The sequence below is a fragment of the Marisediminitalea alba genome, assembly GCF_002993365.1.
GTDB lineage: Bacteria > Pseudomonadota > Gammaproteobacteria > Enterobacterales > Alteromonadaceae > Alteromonas > Alteromonas alba.
Genome location: NZ_PVNP01000082.1, coordinates 45252 through 60952 on the forward strand (window position 1 = coordinate 45252; position 15701 = coordinate 60952).

A 15701-nucleotide genomic window follows, 5' to 3' on the forward strand; every position below is an offset into this window, starting at 1 on the left:
CAACAGTATACCCAATATGGCGCTTTCACACAATTATAACAGCTCTAAAAGATACTGTTTCCTGGTGTTTTATACAAGGGGACTGATTTTATACCCGTGCTACCTCAAGTTACTTGATTTCAGCCGGAGAAAAAAATGTCTGAGGCAAGTCAAATTGTTGCAGGTGTAGTTATTCTACAGCAAAACGATTTGGCGCAGCATCAGGCATTTTTAGCCCGGCCCTTTGGGCGCTTCACAGCAATTCAATTTTGGTTTTCTATTGGTTTGAAAGGTATCTGCATTTCTGCATCCATATGCCTTGTAGTGCAATTGCTGTGATAGTGCTGAAACACGTAACTTGAGGTGGCACGGGTATTGGCGACTTCCGTTTTCGGGAAGCCGTTTAATCAGGTTTGCTGAAGAAGGACTTTTTGGTAATTTTACTATTTTAGCTGTTTTAGCTCATAAATCAGCGCTAAGGCCTGTTTTGGCGTAAGTTCATCGGGATCCACCTCCTCAAAAGCCTGCTCAAGGGCACTGATTCTGGCTGGCAGTTCAGCGGGTTCTTCGGGTAACAGGTTCTGCTGGGCAGGCGCTACGGCAAGTGTTTGCTCGCTGGCCGATACTGTGTGTTGACTTTCAAGGGTTCGAAGCCGGTTTTTTGCCGCACTGATCACGGCTTTGGGTACACCGGCTAGCTGCGCTACCTGTAAACCGTAGCTTTTGCTGGCCGCGCCTGTTTCAACGGAGTGCATAAACCGAATGGTGTCGTCGTGTTCAACAGCATCCAGATGTAAATTCTGTACTCCGCTCAGAGTGTGAGTAAGCTCGGTGAGCTCAAAATAATGGGTGGCAAATAACGTAAATGCCTGTAACTGAGTGGCGAGATACTCGGCGCAGGCCCAGGCCAGCGACAGGCCATCGTAGGTACTGGTGCCGCGGCCAATTTCGTCCATTAATACCAGGGAATAAGGCGTGGCATTGTGCAGGATATTGGCGGTTTCTGTCATTTCTACCATAAAGGTAGAGCGGCCGGAGGCCAGATCGTCTGAGGCGCCGATACGGGTGAATATTTTATCCACCGGACCAATTTCGGCGGACTTTGCCGGCACATAACTGCCAATATAAGCCAGTAACACAATCAGTGCGGTTTGGCGCATAAAGGTCGATTTACCGCCCATGTTGGGGCCGGTAATAATTTTAATCCGGGAGTCTTTATCCATATTCAGCGGGTTGGGAATAAACGGCGAGTCCATGACGTATTCAACGACCGGGTGCCGACCTTGGTGGTAGGTTACCCCGGGTACATCCGACAAGGTGGGACAGTGATATTCCAGGGTTTCCGCACGTTCAGCCAGGGTAATGAGTACATCCAGTTTAGCCAGCGCGGCGGCGCTGGTGATCAGGGTATCAAGCTGCGGGTTGATTAAATCGAAGAGTTCTTCATAGAGGCGCTTTTCCAGGGCCAGCGCACGGCTTTGCGAGGTAAGTACTTTATCCTCGTGCTCTTTGAGCTCTGGTGTGATGTAGCGTTCGTTATTCTTTAGCGTCTGGCGGCGAATATAACTGGCCGGCACCAGATGACTATTGGCACGGGATACCTCAATAAAAAAGCCGTGCACTTTGTTGTAGCCCACTTTTAGCGTGCTGATGCCGGTTTGTTCCCGCTCCCGGGTTTCTATCTGGCGCAGTAGTTCGGTGGCGCCATCGGATAAGTCTCGCAGTTCGTCAAGCTCAGCGTTGTAGCCAGGGGCGATTACGCCGCCATCACGAATAACTACCGGCGGATTATCGATAATGGCGTTATTCAGTAAATCCGACTGTTCGGGGAATTCACTGATCTGCTCACTTAAACTTTTAATGAGTGGTGCGCCAAATAAACTCAGCCCTTGTTGAAGTTCGGGCAGACTGGCCAGGGCATTACGCAGGCGAGCGAAATCCCGCGGCCGCGCTGAGCGCAGCGCCAGGCGAGCCATGATACGCTCAATATCGCCAATATGTTTTAACTGTCCGGTAAGCGCCGGATAATCTCCATTGAGAAAATCGCCGATGGCCTGCTGACGGGCGTTCAGCTCGTTCCGGTCGGTAATCGGCGCGTGCAGGAAGCGCTGTAGTAAGCGACTGCCCATAGCTGTGGCCGTGTTGTCGAGCACGGCAAACAGCGTGTGTTCGGTGCCGCCGGATAAATTCCGCGTTAGTTCAAGGTTTTTGCGCGTGGCCGCATCCAGTTGCACTCGGGTTGATTGCTGCTCAAGCGTGATAGCACGAATATGCGGCAGGGCCGTGCGCTGGGTGTCTTTAACATATTGCAGAATACAGCCAGCGGCACTAATGGCAAGGGTAATATTGGTTAAACCAAAACCGGTGAGTTCCCGGGTGCCAAACTGATTATTAAGCTGTTGCTCAGCAGTTTGTTGATCGAACTCCCATTCGGGGCGGCGGCGCAGGCCCTTGATATGATCAATCTTCGACAGCCAGTCGAAGCCTTCGGGGTAGAGTAATTCTGCCGGGTTGAGGCGTTGTAATTCGGCGGTGAGCATGTCGGTGCCACTGAATTCACTGACTAAAAAGCGGCCGCTGGTGATATCCAGCCAGGCCAGGCCGAATTGATCCTTAACGCTGTAAACCGCTGCCAGTACATTATCCTGGCGTTCGTCAAGCAAGGCTTCATCGGTAACCGTGCCCGGCGTTACAATACGCTGGACCTGGCGCTCCACCGGGCCTTTACTGGTCGCCGGGTCGCCAACCTGCTCGCAAATCGCTACTGATTCGCCCATTTTTACCAACCGCGCCAGATAACTTTCTACCGCATGATAGGGCACACCGGCCATGGGAATGGGCTCGCCGCCGGATTTACCCCGGGCGGTGAGGGAGATATCCAGCAGCTCGGCAGCGCGCTTGGCGTCGTCATAGAACAATTCGTAAAAATCGCCCATGCGATAAAAAAGTAAAATATTAGGGTGCTGCGCCTTTATATTCAGGTATTGGCGCATCATTGGCGTGTGTGATTCCAAGAATGCCTCAGCTTGCTGGTTGCTTGCGATTGTGGTTTTGACCAATAATACGGTCTCAATATTATGAGTGTATTATTCCTATGAGCCAGTCATTTTCAACTTTTTCGAGACAGCAACTGGATATAAATACGTTAGCTGAACAGATTTTGGCCGTTGGTGAGGCGCTACGGCAAAGGGGCTGGTCGGTTTCCTGCGCGGAATCCTGTACCGGTGGCGGAGTGGCTTATGCGTTAACGTCGGTGGCCGGCAGTTCGGACTGGTTTAAGCAAAGCTATGTGACCTATTCTAATCAGGCAAAACAGGCTTTGGTTAACGTTAGTGGCGACACCCTGGATAAATTTGGCGCGGTGTCGGCCGAAACCGTGCGCGAGATGGCTGAAGGCACCGCGCAGCAAACCGGAGCACAATGTACCACAGCGATCAGTGGTATTGCCGGGCCGGGCGGCGGCAGTGAAGAAAAACCGGTAGGGACGGTATGGTTTGGCTTTTACTTAAACGGTGTAACCGATACAATCCACCGCCAGTTTGAGGGTGACCGGGAGGCGGTCAGAACCCAGGCCATTGCGTTTGTTATTGCAACACTGCACCACAGACTAGTTGCGAAATAAACCAGGCGTGATGAAATAAAGAAAAGAAAAAAGCATATTGCACTGTATAACTATACAGTATATTATGCAGTCATTATTTTAGTGATGATCAGCTTACCGGCTGCATCAGTAAAAGCAACTGCGGATAACGCAATCAGAATAGAATAACGAGGGGTTTTCGGTGGACGACAACAAATCTAAAGCATTATCGGCTGCGGTCGGTCAGATTGAAAAGCAATTTGGTAAAGGCGCTATTATGCGTCTGGGCGACAACCAGGCCATGGATATTGAATCTATTTCTACTGGCTCACTGAGTATTGATATTGCGTTAGGCATTGGCGGGTTACCTTGTGGCCGGGTAGTTGAGATCTACGGTCCTGAGTCATCTGGTAAAACCACCTTAACTCTGCAAGTTATTGCAGAAGCACAGAAAAAAGGTAAAACTTGTGCGTTTGTGGATGCCGAGCACGCGTTGGATCCGGTGTATGCTGAAAAGCTCGGTGTAAACATTGACGATCTGCTGGTATCCCAACCGGATACAGGCGAACAGGCGCTGGAAATCTGTGACATGCTGGTTCGCTCTGGTGCAGTGGATGTCGTGATTGTTGACTCGGTTGCTGCGTTAACGCCAAAAGCAGAAATCGAAGGTGATATGGGTGACTCACACGTTGGCTTGCAGGCACGTCTGATGTCGCAGGCGCTGCGTAAACTGACCGGTAACATTAAGCGTTCAAATACACTGTGTATTTTCATTAACCAGATTCGAATGAAGATTGGTGTGATGTTCGGTAACCCGGAAACCACTACCGGTGGTAACGCACTGAAGTTCTACTCCTCTGTTCGTCTGGATATTCGTCGTATTGGCTCAGTAAAAGAGGGTGACGAAGTGGTGGGTAACGAAACCCGCGTGAAAGTGGTTAAAAACAAAGTGGCGCCACCGTTTAAACAGGCTGAATTCCAGATTATGTATGGTGCTGGTATCAGCAAAGAAGCTGAACTGATTGATTTGGGCGTGAAGCAAAAGCTGGTGGATAAAGCCGGTGCCTGGTACAGCTATAACGGCGATAGAATTGGTCAGGGTAAAGCCAACGTGGTGAAATTCCTTAAGCAAAACCCGGATATCGCTAACGATATTGAAACTAAGATTCGTGCAGAATTACTGTTATCGAAAAATATTAAAGCCGACGACGTAGAGCCTGAAGACGCGCTTTAACATAACAGTGACCTTTTTCAACACCCGTTGGAAACTCCCCCTATAAGCCTAACTTATAGTTTTGCCCATCCGTTTGGATGGGCTTTTTTATATGACAAATAAAAATATTGGTGACTGTTCATGATTCGAAAATAGTTGAGGTGAGCGTTGATGTCAGGCTCTAAATCTTTTCTTCAATTCCCGGAAATGCCTGTTTCCAGTTCTCTGGCACTTTGCCCTGTAATACGTACGAGTAAGCCAGTAATTCGGCTATAACATAATATAACGGTTCCGGTATCGACTGGCCAAGATCCAGGGTAGTCAAAAATTCGCTTAGGTAGGGATCTTCATGAACCAGCACGCCATTAGCCTTTGCACTGGCAATAATGGCTTCGGCGAGATCATCATAGCCCTTGGCGACAATCGTTGGGGCCTGCGACGGTTCGGCTTCATTATATTTAATCCCAACCGCGCGTTTACTTTTACGGCTCATGCCTGGGTCTCCAGTATCTGATAGGGGCGTGTGGCAAGGGTATCCGGAATTTTGCCTAATTGCAGTTTATGCTGTTCAACTGTTAAACCAAGCTGGGTAAATCGCTTGAGCAGAAAAGGGAGGGTTACGCCTACTTTCTCCAGTAATGCCTGATTCGACGAATAAATATCAAGATAAAGCTGTTCATCGCGGATTTTCGCTTTAGTGAGCAGCTCTCCTTGTTCACCGATGTCCAGCTTCATGGTGAGGTGCCATTGGGTTTGAGTTGACTCGTTATCCTGTTCAGTCTGGCGTTCACGCTCGCGGCGGATAAGTAATTCAGCCGGCTTTTGCTGAGGTAATAGTCCGGGTAGCACATAATAAAAACTGTCATTGCCTTGTAGCGTTTGTTCCATATTGCCAAGCTTGGCACTTTGGTGGCCGGCAAGTAATCCCTTAAGCTGTTTTAACAGGTTTTGCTGGCTGTCGAGCTGGGCAAACTCCCTTACCTGTCGGCCGGTTATGGAACCTAGCAGGCTGTTTGGTGCATTGCCTTTTGGCGTTGAGGTTCGCTGGCGGTTAAGCGCCTGATCGAGATCCTCATGGCCTTTAAAGTGTCTGCCGAGCAGCGACACCTGTAATAACTGAATAAGCCCGCTTAAAAAGTTCTGCCCGGCCGGGGGGGATGAGAGCATTAACGGAGACTGAACCCAGGCTGGTGATGTAAGTAGTTGTTTAAGCGCAGTGCTTTGCTGAGCTGAGTCGATACCGGCTTTTGCAGTCACCGGCTCAGCAGAGCCAGTGACTTCAGGCTTAAGCACTGACGATTCTGCCGTGGGCAGTTTGTTGGCCGCTGATAAATTAAGTTGTAGCTGCGCAATCACTGAGTTAACGGGTTTGGCAAGGGCCGGGTTGGCACTAGCGAATTTTTGCAGTGCAGTAATAAGCACATTAAGACTCGATTGTAACGAATCCGTGTTACTGACATTAATGCGATTCGCAGAGCGAATGAATTGCATGAGTGCAGTTTTTGCCTCGGCGGGGAGCTGCTCCAGTTTATGCTTCGCAATACTTTCTACGTCTGACGGTATCACTGGCTTGCCTACTACGTTGTCCGGTGCACCAGAACGCACCATTTCCTTCTGAGGCGGGCTGATATCCGCTTTAGGCGCTGCCGCTTTCGTCGACAATGAAAATGTTTGTTGAGTTGATTGTCCTGCGTTCGATTGAAGCTCGGTTGCTAATGGCTTGATCGTAACCTGGGGGATGTTCCTGGCAGTCGTGCTTTGAATATTAAGTTGCCCCATTTGCTGAGGACTGACCTTTGGTGCTAATTGCGTGGTAGCGGTGGTTGAATTTGTAGTAACGGCTAAAAGCTGAGTCTTGCTACCGGTAATGGTTACTTCATTGCCTTTTATACTCACTGTCGCAGGGAGCATGGGACTCAATTGCTGAAATGACTTTGCTGCGGCAGGCGGGAGTGACTGAGTTACCCAACTTGCCAGTTTAGGCAGCTCCACGTTAAGTGGCATTTGCTGAGTCACTGCCTGAGTGAGTTTATTCGCCAGAGGCGAGTTCAGCGGCACGTTAACAACACGCGATGAACTAACCGGCGTATTCTGGACTGAAGCTGAACCTTGTACACTGGGTTGCGCCGCTTGCGCTGTTTGTAAAGATGACGCAGGCGGAGTAATTTGCACTTGTAGCTGGTTTTGCCGTGTTGAAACGGTTAGCGTTACTGATGCCTGTAAAACAGGTTTGTTACCTGAGGGACTGGCTAATAATGCATCGCTCTGTTTGGGCGCTTTTGCTAACGGAATATCGATAATTAAAGGCCGCTGGGCACCGGCATTAACCCTTATTGAGGCATTATCTTGCTGAATAACCGTGGCCTGTAGCGTGACTGGTGTAGTCAAAGCTCGGGATAATGCCGTCATTAGCGATTGAAACTGCGCCTGGGAAACCTGTTGGCGAACGGTTTCCGGCGATAGTTTTACTAACGTGGGTAATGCTATCGACCCGGCATCCGGCGGTAATACGCTCTTAAATGGGACCGCGGAACCCTGCGGCGGCTGAATCGGTGCTTCTGCAGGCAATCGAACCAGCAACAAGTTCTCGGCACTGGCCACGCGGAAGGCAGGGCTAACCTGCAGTAACTGCTGGTTTGTGGCCATAAACACGCTGGCATTATTCGACGGTAAGGCCCTGGAAGTTTTTTGCTGTCCTGCTGATGAGGCTGATACCTGAACGGCGGCAGAGGCGTTAATCTGCACTGGCTGTAAAACCTGAGCAATTCTGGCAATTGCCTGGCTTTTGGTTGTCACGTTCGCTGACTCTGCAGCGTTGACTCGACTGCTTTCGGCGCTTGCTTGTGGGGGCAGATTGGATGATTGCATAAGTCGTTATCGGCAGTCAGTTTCAACAGTTAAGTATAATGTCAATCGTGCCAAAGATTGAAATAGATCAGAAATTTGCCGATCCGCCCTTTGGGTAAGATGCGAAGCCGCTGGTTTATGATAGAATGCGACGGATTTTTTTGCTAACAGAACGGGATGCATCTTGGCAGGACTTGCTGCAGACAATTTAACCTGTATTAAACGTGACAGAGTATTGTTTACTGACCTGTCGTTTTGCTTATCGCCCGGTCAGCTCATCTACCTGCGGGGTCCTAACGGCGCGGGTAAAACCAGTTTATTGCGGATCTTAACCGGTTTGTCGGCGCCGGAGAGCGGCCAGTTACTGCTCGATGACGAGCCGCTCGATAAAGTGCGGGACAGATTTAATCAGCAACTGATCTATGTAGGCCACAAGGCTGGTATTAATGGTGCGCTGACTGCAATGGAAAATCTGCGCTTCTGGTGTGCCCAACACAGCACCGGCTTTATTGCGCAACAGGCCTATGAAGTCCTTGCCAGGCTAGGGCTTGTTGGACTTGAGGATGTGCCGGTAAGAATGCTGTCGGCCGGACAACAGCGCCGGGTCGCGCTTTCCCGTTTATGGCTAAAACAAGCGACCTTTTGGATCCTTGACGAGCCCTTTACGGCGCTGGATACCGATGGCATTGAATTGCTTGAATCCCATATGCGCGAGCATGTTGCTAATCAGGGCGCGATTATTACTACCTCGCATCAGCCGCTTAGCAAGCACGCAGGTCCGTTTACCGAGTTAGTGCTGGAGTATCGATTATGAATACGTTGATAAACGGTATCTTTAAGCGGGACATGGCGCTGGCTTTTCGACAGCGTTCTGAGCTGGCCCAGCCGCTGATGTTTTTGCTCATGGTTATCACGCTTTTTCCTCTCGGCATTGGGCCTGGGCCGGTAACGCTGCAAAAGATAGGACCAGGCGTAATCTGGATAGCAGCGATTCTCTCCTCCCTGCTGGCCATGGAGCGCCTGTTTCGTGATGATTTCTGGGATGGATCGCTGGAGCAGTATATGCTGAGTGGTCAATCCGTGGCGGCTATAGCCGCGGTTAAGGTACTGGTGCACTGGTTAGTGAGTTTCTTACCGCTGGCACTTTTTTCACCGTTACTGGCACTATTTTTGAACCTGACGGTCGATATGTATATCGCCTTAATGCTAACCCTGGTGCTGGGCACGCCACTATTGTCGCTGGTTGGGGCAATTGCAGTAGGGTTAACGGTAGGTTTACAACGTGGCGGTGTGTTGTTGGCGTTATTGTTAATACCGGTGTTTATTCCGTTGTTGATATTTGCCACCTCAGCAGTAGATTCTGCCGCACTCCAATTACCTTACCGGGCACAACTTGCTATTATTGGCGCCATGCTGATGCTGGCGATGTCATCAGCCCCCTTTGCAATTGCTTATGCACTTAAAGTGAGTCAAAACTGATGTGGAAGTGGTTACATCCGTATGCGAAACCTGAGCGAGCGTATCAACTGTGCGTAATGCTTCAGCCCTATTTTCTCTGGCCTGGTATTCTATGCTTAATCGCCGGCAGCATCTGGGGGCTGGCCTTTGCCCCGCAGGACTATCAGCAGGGTGATTCTTTTCGGATTATTTATATCCATGTACCCAGCGCCATTTTGTCGATGAGTACCTATGTAGCCATGGCGGTTGCCGCGTTGGTGGGCATTGTGTGGCAATGGCGAACCGCGTTTATGGCCATGATTGCGATGGCGCCTGTTGGAGCGGTGGTGACCTTTATTGCGTTGTTTACCGGCGCGGCCTGGGGTAAACCTATGTGGGGGACCTGGTGGGTATGGGATGCCAGACTTACTTCAGAGCTGATCCTGTTATTTCTTTACCTTGGCGTGATTGCCCTGTATGGCGCGTTTGAAGATAAGCAACAGGCGGGGAAGGCGGCCGGGGTAATGGCTCTTGTTGGTGTGGTCAATGTCCCTATCATTCATTATTCGGTTGAGTGGTGGAATACCCTGCATCAGGGAGCGACAATCAGTAAGTTTGATAAACCCTCTATTGCGCCTGAGATGCTTTGGCCATTATTGATCGCTTTACTGGGTTTGGCCTTATTTATTGCAGCAGTGACCGTAATGCGTATGAAAAATGAAATCATTCGGCGAGAATATCACCGCCCCTGGGTGAAAGATCTGGCGGCGCGAGCGCTCGGAGATGACCATGCAGTTTGATAGTTTGCAGGATTTTCTGGCCATGGGCGGCTATGCCCTTTATGTTTGGCTGTCGTTTGGTGTGTCTTTACTGGCGCTGGTGTGGGTAGTTATCGACAGTGCCGGCACCCATAAAAAGTTGTTGCGCAATGCCCGTGAAGAACAAGCGCGGCAAGCCCGAATTGCGGCGGCGCGAAAGGCTCAGGCAGTGCAATCTGAATCACAACAGACAGGTAGTTAAGCAGTATGAATCCAAGACGACAAAAGCGACTCGCTGCCGTTGGTGGCATTGGTTTACTGATTGTTGGTGCGATCACGCTGATGCTATTCGCATTAACCGACAACATCGATTTGTTTTACACGCCCTCTGAAATCGTTGAAGGCAAAGAAGGGGGGAAACCGACGGTCGGTCAGCGCCTGAGAATTGGTGGCATGGTGGTACCGGGCACTGTGAGTCGGGATTCAGAATCACTGGCGGTGAGCTTTAATCTTATCGATACCGGTCCGCAGGTTACGGTACGTTATGCCGGTATCCTGCCTGATTTGTTTCGTGAAGGGCAGGGCATCGTCGCTACCGGTGTGTTGCTGGAATCCGGTGTGATTGAAGCCGAAGAAGTTCTGGCTAAACACGACGAAGAATACATGCCGCCGGAACTCGCCGAGAAGATGAAAGGTATTAAGCATGTTAACCCCAATCAAGGAAATACAGGCTCGTGATCCCCGAAATAGGTAATATTGCCGTCGCGCTGGCGCTGGTTGCTTCCATTTTATTGTCGGTCTATCCGCTGTGGGGAGCGTTCAAAGGGCACAATGCCATGATTGGCACCGCCCGTCCTCTGGCCATTGCCATGTTTAGTTTTACTGCCCTGGCATTTGGCTGTTTAGTCTATGCCTTTGTGACCGACGACTTTTCGCTTAATTATGTTGCGCAAAATTCTAACAGCCGTTTGCCGGTGTACTATAAGGTCACGGCCGTCTGGGGCGGGCACGAAGGTTCGTTTTTACTCTGGGTGCTGATGTTGTCATTATGGACAGTGGCCGTAGCCCTGTTTAGCCGCGGTATTCCGCAAATTATGATTGCGCGGGTGCTGGCAGTACTTGGCTTGGTGTCGGTGGGTTTTTATATGTTTATTCTGCTGACCTCTAATCCATTCGACAGCATGTTGCCTTATTTTCCGGTAGATGGCCGGGATTTGAATCCGCTGCTGCAGGACTTTGGCATGATCATTCACCCACCTATGCTGTATATGGGGTATGTCGGGTTTTCTGTGGCTTTCGCGTTTGCCGTATCGGCGCTGCTTTCAGGACAGCTTGATTCAACCTGGGCGAGATGGTCACGGCCCTGGGTAATTGCCGCCTGGAGCTTCCTCTCAGTAGGCATTGCGCTCGGGAGCTGGTGGGCCTATTACGAGCTAGGCTGGGGTGGCTGGTGGTTCTGGGATCCGGTTGAAAATGCCTCCTTTATGCCGTGGCTGGTGGGCACCGCATTAATGCACTCACTGGCGGTAACGGAGAAACGTAAGGCGTTTAAATCCTGGACAGTATTGTTGGCTATTGCCACCTTCTCGTTAAGTTTATTGGGGACTTTCCTGGTGCGCTCGGGGGTAATTGTCTCGGTACACTCCTTTGCCAGCGACCCGGCACGCGGACTCTTTATTCTGGGCATTCTGGTATTATTAACCGGCTTCAGTCTAGTGTTGTATACACTGCGTGCACAGCAGTTAAAAAGCCCGGGCCGTTACCAACTGTTTTCTCGTGAAGTCTTACTGATGGGGAATAACGTGTTCCTGTGCGCAGCAACGCTGGTAGTGTTACTGGGCACACTTTTACCACTGGTGCATAAAGAGCTTGGACTGGGGTCTATTTCCATCGGCGCACCGTTCTTTAATCAGATGTTCACGCTGCTGATTGTGCCCTTTGTGTTGTTTTTGGGTCTTGGACCACTAACCCGCTGGAAACACCAACCAGCCTCTCAGGTGCAAAAAACGCTATTAATTGCCTTTGGCTTAAGCGTAAGTGCCGGGGTATTAATTAACTATACCTACGATGCGCCCACTTACATGGCGGCGTTGGGGTTGGTGCTAAGTGCCTGGATCCTCATTACAACGACGTTAGAAGTGGTGCAAAGAGTGTCTGCCATGGATACCAGCCTCAGTGCATTTGAACGGCTGCGTAAGCTTACGCCGAGTCATTGGGGGATGATTCTGGGTCACCTGGGCTTTGCGGTAACGCTGATTGGCATCACGCTGGTGAGTAATTACGAAGTGGAAAGAGACGTTCGTATGATGCCGGGCGAGTCCGTCACCTTATCGGGCTACGAGTTTGCCTTCCGCAAGGTAGAGCAACGCAACGGGCCGAATTATACCGCCGATGTGGGCATTTTTGATGTATACGAGTCGGGTGATAAGCTGGTGCATCTTGAGCCTGAGAAGCGCTTGTATCTGGTACAGCGTATGCCGATGACGGAAGCCGGTATTTATTCGACTATCTTCAGGGATCTGTTTATCGCTATGGGAGAACCTCTGGACGATGGTGCCTGGGCGATACGCGTTTATATCAAACCCTTTGTCACCTGGATTTGGGCCGGGGCTGTCATCATGGCCATTGGCGGAATATGCTCGATGAGTGATAAACGTTATCGCATGGCTAAAGTGGCTAAAGTACGCACTGCGGTAGGCGGTGTAGCAACCGGCGAGGAGGTTGAAGCATGAAGAAGATAATGATTTTCGGCGTACCGCTGCTGGCCTTTCTGGTATTGGTGGTGTTTTTGTTCAGTGGTTTGTTTTCTGATCCCAGGGAGCTTGATTCCCAGGTTAAAGGCAAACCCATGCCGGCTTTTTCGTTGCCGGACCTGATGAAACCGGAAACGACTTATACGCCTGAGGTATTCAAAGGTAAGGTAACTTTACTGAATGTGTGGGGCGTCTGGTGCGTGACCTGCGCCGTGGAATTGCCTTATCTGACTGAGCTTACTGAACAGGAAGGGATCAGCATCGTTGGTTTATATTTCGATCAGGATCTTGATCCGGAGTTTGGTACCAAGACCTTAAACCGGGTCCAGCAGGAAGTGGAAGAGATCACCAGTCGCTTTGGTAATCCTTACCAGTTTCATATTTTCGATGTGTACCGTGATACGGCACTGGACCTGGGCGTGACCGGCGCGCCAGAGCATTTTCTTATCGACCACAACGGTGTGATCCGTATGCATTATATCGGTGATATCAACGAACGTGTCTGGAACAATAAAGTAGGCCCGTTATACGCGCAGTTACAACAGGAAATGGCGCAGGAGAATTCAGCTGAATGAAAACAGTAATACTCACGGTCTTACTACTTATCTCTGCATCGGTTGTGGCCACTGAAGATAGCTATGAGTTTGATACGCCGCAGCAGCGTCAGTTGTTTTTGTCGCTTACCGAGGAGCTTCGCTGCCCTATGTGTCAGAACCAGAATATTGCCGATTCTGACGCCATGATTGCCCATGACATGCGCCGTAAGGTGTATAACCTGGTAAAGCAGGGTAAAACCGGCGATGAAGTCATTGACTACATGAAGACCCGCTACGGCGATTTTATCAGTTATAAACCACCGGTAACGCCGGTGACAATGTGGTTATGGCTGGCGCCGGTGTTATTCGCCTTGTTGGCGTTTGTAATGGTTATTGTTCGACGTAAATCGACACCGCCGGAAGACATGGCTGCCAAGCTGGCCAAAGCCGAGGCGATGTTAAAGCAGGGTGATAAGTAATGTCGTGGATGTTTATTGGGGCTGTCGTTGTATTGATAGCCGTGTTGGTGCTGCTGGTGGTTTTACCCTGGTTAAAGCAGCGTCCGGAACAGGAAAACCTGACCCAGGCTAACATTGCCGTGGTGAAGGAGCGCTTAAAGGAATTGCAGCGCGAAGTCGACGAAGGCTTGCTCAGTGAGCAGGATATGCGTCAGGCCAGTGACGAAATTAAAATTTCGCTGGTGGAAGAGCAACAGACAGATTCTAAAGGATCGGCAAACGCTTCCTTCGTATTAGCTAGTGGCGCGTTGTTGGCCTTGCTCGTGGGTGGCTTTGCTTATTTTAAAGCCAGTAATATTGAGCATTTACAGGACGCACAGGCAGCGCTTGATGCGTTACCCAAGCTCAGTGCCAAGCTGGCTGATGGGCAGGGCGAAAACTTTACCCCGCAGGATTTTCAGCAGTTGACGCTGGCTATCCGAAAGCGTCTGCAGGAAAACCCTGAAGATGGTCAGGGGTGGATGTATCTGGGCCGTATCTGGATGGTACTGAGTCAGACAGAAGAAGCCTACGCGGCGCTAGAGAAAGCGCTGCATTTCTCGCCTGATGACGAAAACGTGCGCATGACCTATGCCCGTGCACTGATGATGAGTGATGACAAGGCTCAGCTTGAAAACGCCCGGCGTTTATTAGCCTCACTGATTGAAGAGCAACAACAAAATGATAACCTGGTACTAATGCAGGCAGTTGTAGCTGGCCGGTTAGGCGATAAGGTACTATTGGCTGATAGTCTTGCCAGGCTGGAGGGGAAGCTTCCTGCTGACAGTCCTATCGCCATGCAGTTAACTGAAAGGTTGGCCAGTTTAAATGGAGAGCAACCGGCAAAAGCGGCCATCACCGGCTTCAATCTGACTGTAGAAATCAGTGAAGAGTTGGTAGCCAATCTGCCGGATAATGGGTTTTTATTTGTGTTTGCCCAGGATGCTAACAGTGACAACCGGATGCCCGCTGCGGTATTAAGGTTACCTTTAGAAAATTTACCGTTAACTGTGACGTTAACCAGTGAGAATGCTATGGCACCTAATTATTCACTGGAACAACTTTCAACAGCCCGCCTGATTGCCCGTATTTCAACGGATCAGGAAGCGCCTGCTCAACCTGGCGATCTTGAAGGTACTACGGAGGCTGCTGTGGAAAACGGCAAAGTTATCGATCAAACCATCGTAATCAACAAGGAATTAATGTGACATTATCTATGCGTCGCTTTTCGATATTTCTCCTTTTCTCTGGCGCTTTGTTTCTTTCGGGCTGCGCCAGCAATAATGCTGAGCAGCAGGCACAGGCCAGCGCGCAGGCCAACTCTGCCAGCGCACCGTCTGACTACTCTGATCCGCGCGACCCGCTGGAGAGCGTTAACCGCGTTGTGTGGGATTTTAACTGGGAAATCCTCGATAAGTATCTGCTGCGTCCTGCCGCAACCACTTATGTCACCGTAGTTCCCGGTTTTGCCCGTACCGGCCTCTCTAATGCGGTGGAAAACCTGGCCGAACCTGCCAATATGCTGAATAACCTCTTGCAGGGGAAGGTAGGGCCTTCTTTTGATAGCTTTACCCGTTTTGTTATTAACTCGACGGTTGGTGTCGCGGGTTTCTTTGATGTTGCGGGAGCTATGGGCTTACAACGGCAGGAAGAAGAGTTTGGCGAGACCCTCGGAAAGTGGGGAGTAGGAAGCGGTCCATTTTTAATGTTACCCGCTCGGGGGCCCAGCGATCCGCGCAGCTTTACCGGGGATATTGTGGATAACCTTTATTTTCCGATGACCCTGATGACTGGTAATCTTAACGTGTTAAGGTTTACCATTGGCGCGCTGGAAGCTCGTGCTCAGCTGCTTGGTCAGGAAGGGCAGATCGAAAACGCCAGAGACCCTTACGAGCAGGTTAAAAACATCTATTTTCAGAACCTTGAGTTTCGGGTGACCGATGGTAAAAACCTCGATGCGCAGCCCGATGAAGAAGAAGCCGAAGAGTTCGACGAATTTGAGGCGTTGTTTGACGATGTGGACCTGGAAAGTGAGCCACTGGACGAAGCAAAAGATAATTAGAGAGTTAAACAAAAGGCGCGTTAAGCGCCTTTGTTATTT

The 15701-nt window shown here is 50.3% G+C and carries 16 protein-coding genes; 13 read left to right on the forward strand and 3 right to left on the reverse strand.

Annotated elements, in window-relative coordinates; all coding sequences use genetic code 11:
• Nucleotides 1-135 precede the first annotated feature (135 nt).
• Nucleotides 136-318 carry a hypothetical protein gene (locus C6Y40_RS09240; RefSeq protein ID WP_105934352.1) on the forward strand — a complete coding sequence of 61 codons (183 nt, stop codon included), beginning with the start codon at nt 136-138 and terminating at the stop codon, nt 316-318.
• A 104-nt stretch (nt 319-422) separates the two neighbouring features.
• On the opposite strand, the gene mutS is transcribed toward C6Y40_RS09240, so the two are convergent.
• Nucleotides 423-2975, reverse strand: coding sequence for a DNA mismatch repair protein MutS (gene mutS, locus C6Y40_RS09245; RefSeq protein ID WP_105934353.1), 2553 nt, complete (start codon nt 2973-2975; stop codon nt 423-425).
• 98 nt (nt 2976-3073) lie between these two features.
• On the opposite strand from mutS, the gene C6Y40_RS09250 reads away from it, so the two are divergent.
• Entirely contained in the window at nt 3074-3601 is a 528-nt protein-coding gene (locus C6Y40_RS09250; RefSeq protein WP_105934354.1) for a CinA family protein, read from the forward strand.
• 160 nt (nt 3602-3761) lie between these two features.
• Nucleotides 3762-4793: a recombinase RecA gene (gene recA, locus C6Y40_RS09255; RefSeq protein WP_105934355.1), complete on the forward strand. Its 1032-nt coding sequence runs from the start codon at nt 3762-3764 to the stop codon at nt 4791-4793.
• A 160-nt stretch (nt 4794-4953) separates the two neighbouring features.
• Here the strand turns inward: recA and C6Y40_RS09260 are convergent, their stop codons facing one another.
• Nucleotides 4954-5265, reverse strand: a complete 312-nt coding sequence (locus C6Y40_RS09260) for an EscU/YscU/HrcU family type III secretion system export apparatus switch protein (protein ID WP_105934356.1) — start codon at nt 5263-5265, stop codon at nt 4954-4956.
• A complete protein-coding gene (locus C6Y40_RS09265) occupies nt 5262-7568 on the reverse strand; it encodes a hypothetical protein (protein ID WP_105934357.1) in 2307 nt (768 codons plus the stop codon). The genes C6Y40_RS09260 and C6Y40_RS09265 overlap by 4 nt, the downstream gene beginning before the upstream one ends.
• A gap of 235 nt (nt 7569-7803) precedes the next feature.
• Here C6Y40_RS09265 and ccmA point away from each other — a divergent pair, with 235 nt between their 5' ends.
• Genes ccmA through C6Y40_RS09315 form a run of 10 tightly spaced genes read left to right on the forward strand, consistent with a single transcriptional unit; the run spans nt 7804 to nt 15662 of the window.
• A complete protein-coding gene (gene ccmA / locus C6Y40_RS09270; protein ID WP_105934358.1) occupies nt 7804-8433 on the forward strand; it encodes a cytochrome c biogenesis heme-transporting ATPase CcmA in 630 nt (209 codons plus the stop codon).
• Entirely contained in the window at nt 8430-9098 is a 669-nt protein-coding gene (gene ccmB / locus C6Y40_RS09275) for a heme exporter protein CcmB (protein ID WP_105934359.1), read from the forward strand. Before ccmA ends, ccmB begins: the two co-directional genes overlap by 4 nt.
• The gene (locus tag C6Y40_RS09280) at nt 9098-9856 is read left to right on the forward strand and encodes a heme ABC transporter permease (protein ID WP_105934360.1); all 759 of its coding nucleotides are present in this window, start codon (nt 9098-9100) and stop codon (nt 9854-9856) included. Before ccmB ends, C6Y40_RS09280 begins: the two co-directional genes overlap by 1 nt.
• Nucleotides 9846-10076, forward strand: a complete 231-nt coding sequence (ccmD, locus tag C6Y40_RS09285) for a heme exporter protein CcmD (protein WP_105934361.1) — start codon at nt 9846-9848, stop codon at nt 10074-10076. Before C6Y40_RS09280 ends, ccmD begins: the two co-directional genes overlap by 11 nt.
• A gap of 5 nt (nt 10077-10081) precedes the next feature.
• On the forward strand, nt 10082-10552 hold the full coding sequence (ccmE, locus tag C6Y40_RS09290) for a cytochrome c maturation protein CcmE (RefSeq protein ID WP_105934362.1): 471 nt from the start codon (nt 10082-10084) through the stop codon (nt 10550-10552).
• Nucleotides 10549-12546, forward strand: coding sequence for a heme lyase CcmF/NrfE family subunit (locus tag C6Y40_RS09295; RefSeq protein ID WP_105934363.1), 1998 nt, complete (start codon nt 10549-10551; stop codon nt 12544-12546). Before ccmE ends, C6Y40_RS09295 begins: the two co-directional genes overlap by 4 nt.
• Nucleotides 12543-13142 (forward strand): redoxin family protein, encoded by a 600-nt coding sequence (locus C6Y40_RS09300; protein ID WP_105934364.1) that lies wholly within the window; start codon nt 12543-12545, stop codon nt 13140-13142. The genes C6Y40_RS09295 and C6Y40_RS09300 overlap by 4 nt, the downstream gene beginning before the upstream one ends.
• Nucleotides 13139-13582, forward strand: a complete 444-nt coding sequence (locus C6Y40_RS09305) for a cytochrome c-type biogenesis protein (RefSeq protein ID WP_105934365.1) — start codon at nt 13139-13141, stop codon at nt 13580-13582. The genes C6Y40_RS09300 and C6Y40_RS09305 overlap by 4 nt, the downstream gene beginning before the upstream one ends.
• The gene (gene ccmI / locus C6Y40_RS09310) at nt 13582-14808 is read left to right on the forward strand and encodes a c-type cytochrome biogenesis protein CcmI (RefSeq protein ID WP_105934366.1); all 1227 of its coding nucleotides are present in this window, start codon (nt 13582-13584) and stop codon (nt 14806-14808) included. Before C6Y40_RS09305 ends, ccmI begins: the two co-directional genes overlap by 1 nt.
• Nucleotides 14805-15662: an MlaA family lipoprotein gene (locus tag C6Y40_RS09315; protein WP_240621894.1), complete on the forward strand. Its 858-nt coding sequence runs from the start codon at nt 14805-14807 to the stop codon at nt 15660-15662. The genes ccmI and C6Y40_RS09315 overlap by 4 nt, the downstream gene beginning before the upstream one ends.
• The last annotated feature ends 39 nt before the right edge of the window (nt 15663-15701 follow it).

What these genes read in the sequence shown, in the direction of transcription:
- C6Y40_RS09240 (WP_105934352.1), top strand. Translation starts at nt 136, where the DNA reads ATGTCTGAGGCAAGTCAAATTGTTGCAGGTGTAGTTATTCTACAGCAA.
- mutS (WP_105934353.1), bottom strand. Translation starts at nt 2,975, where the DNA reads ATGATGCGCCAATACCTGAATATAAAGGCGCAGCACCCTAATATTTTA.
- C6Y40_RS09250 (WP_105934354.1), top strand. Translation starts at nt 3,074, where the DNA reads ATGAGCCAGTCATTTTCAACTTTTTCGAGACAGCAACTGGATATAAAT.
- C6Y40_RS09260 (WP_105934356.1), bottom strand. Translation starts at nt 5,265, where the DNA reads ATGAGCCGTAAAAGTAAACGCGCGGTTGGGATTAAATATAATGAAGCC.
- ccmB (WP_105934359.1), top strand. Translation starts at nt 8,430, where the DNA reads ATGAATACGTTGATAAACGGTATCTTTAAGCGGGACATGGCGCTGGCT.
- C6Y40_RS09280 (WP_105934360.1), top strand. Translation starts at nt 9,098, where the DNA reads ATGTGGAAGTGGTTACATCCGTATGCGAAACCTGAGCGAGCGTATCAA.
- ccmD (WP_105934361.1), top strand. Translation starts at nt 9,846, where the DNA reads ATGCAGTTTGATAGTTTGCAGGATTTTCTGGCCATGGGCGGCTATGCC.
- ccmE (WP_105934362.1), top strand. Translation starts at nt 10,082, where the DNA reads ATGAATCCAAGACGACAAAAGCGACTCGCTGCCGTTGGTGGCATTGGT.
- C6Y40_RS09300 (WP_105934364.1), top strand. Translation starts at nt 12,543, where the DNA reads ATGAAGAAGATAATGATTTTCGGCGTACCGCTGCTGGCCTTTCTGGTA.
- C6Y40_RS09305 (WP_105934365.1), top strand. Translation starts at nt 13,139, where the DNA reads ATGAAAACAGTAATACTCACGGTCTTACTACTTATCTCTGCATCGGTT.
- ccmI (WP_105934366.1), top strand. Translation starts at nt 13,582, where the DNA reads ATGTCGTGGATGTTTATTGGGGCTGTCGTTGTATTGATAGCCGTGTTG.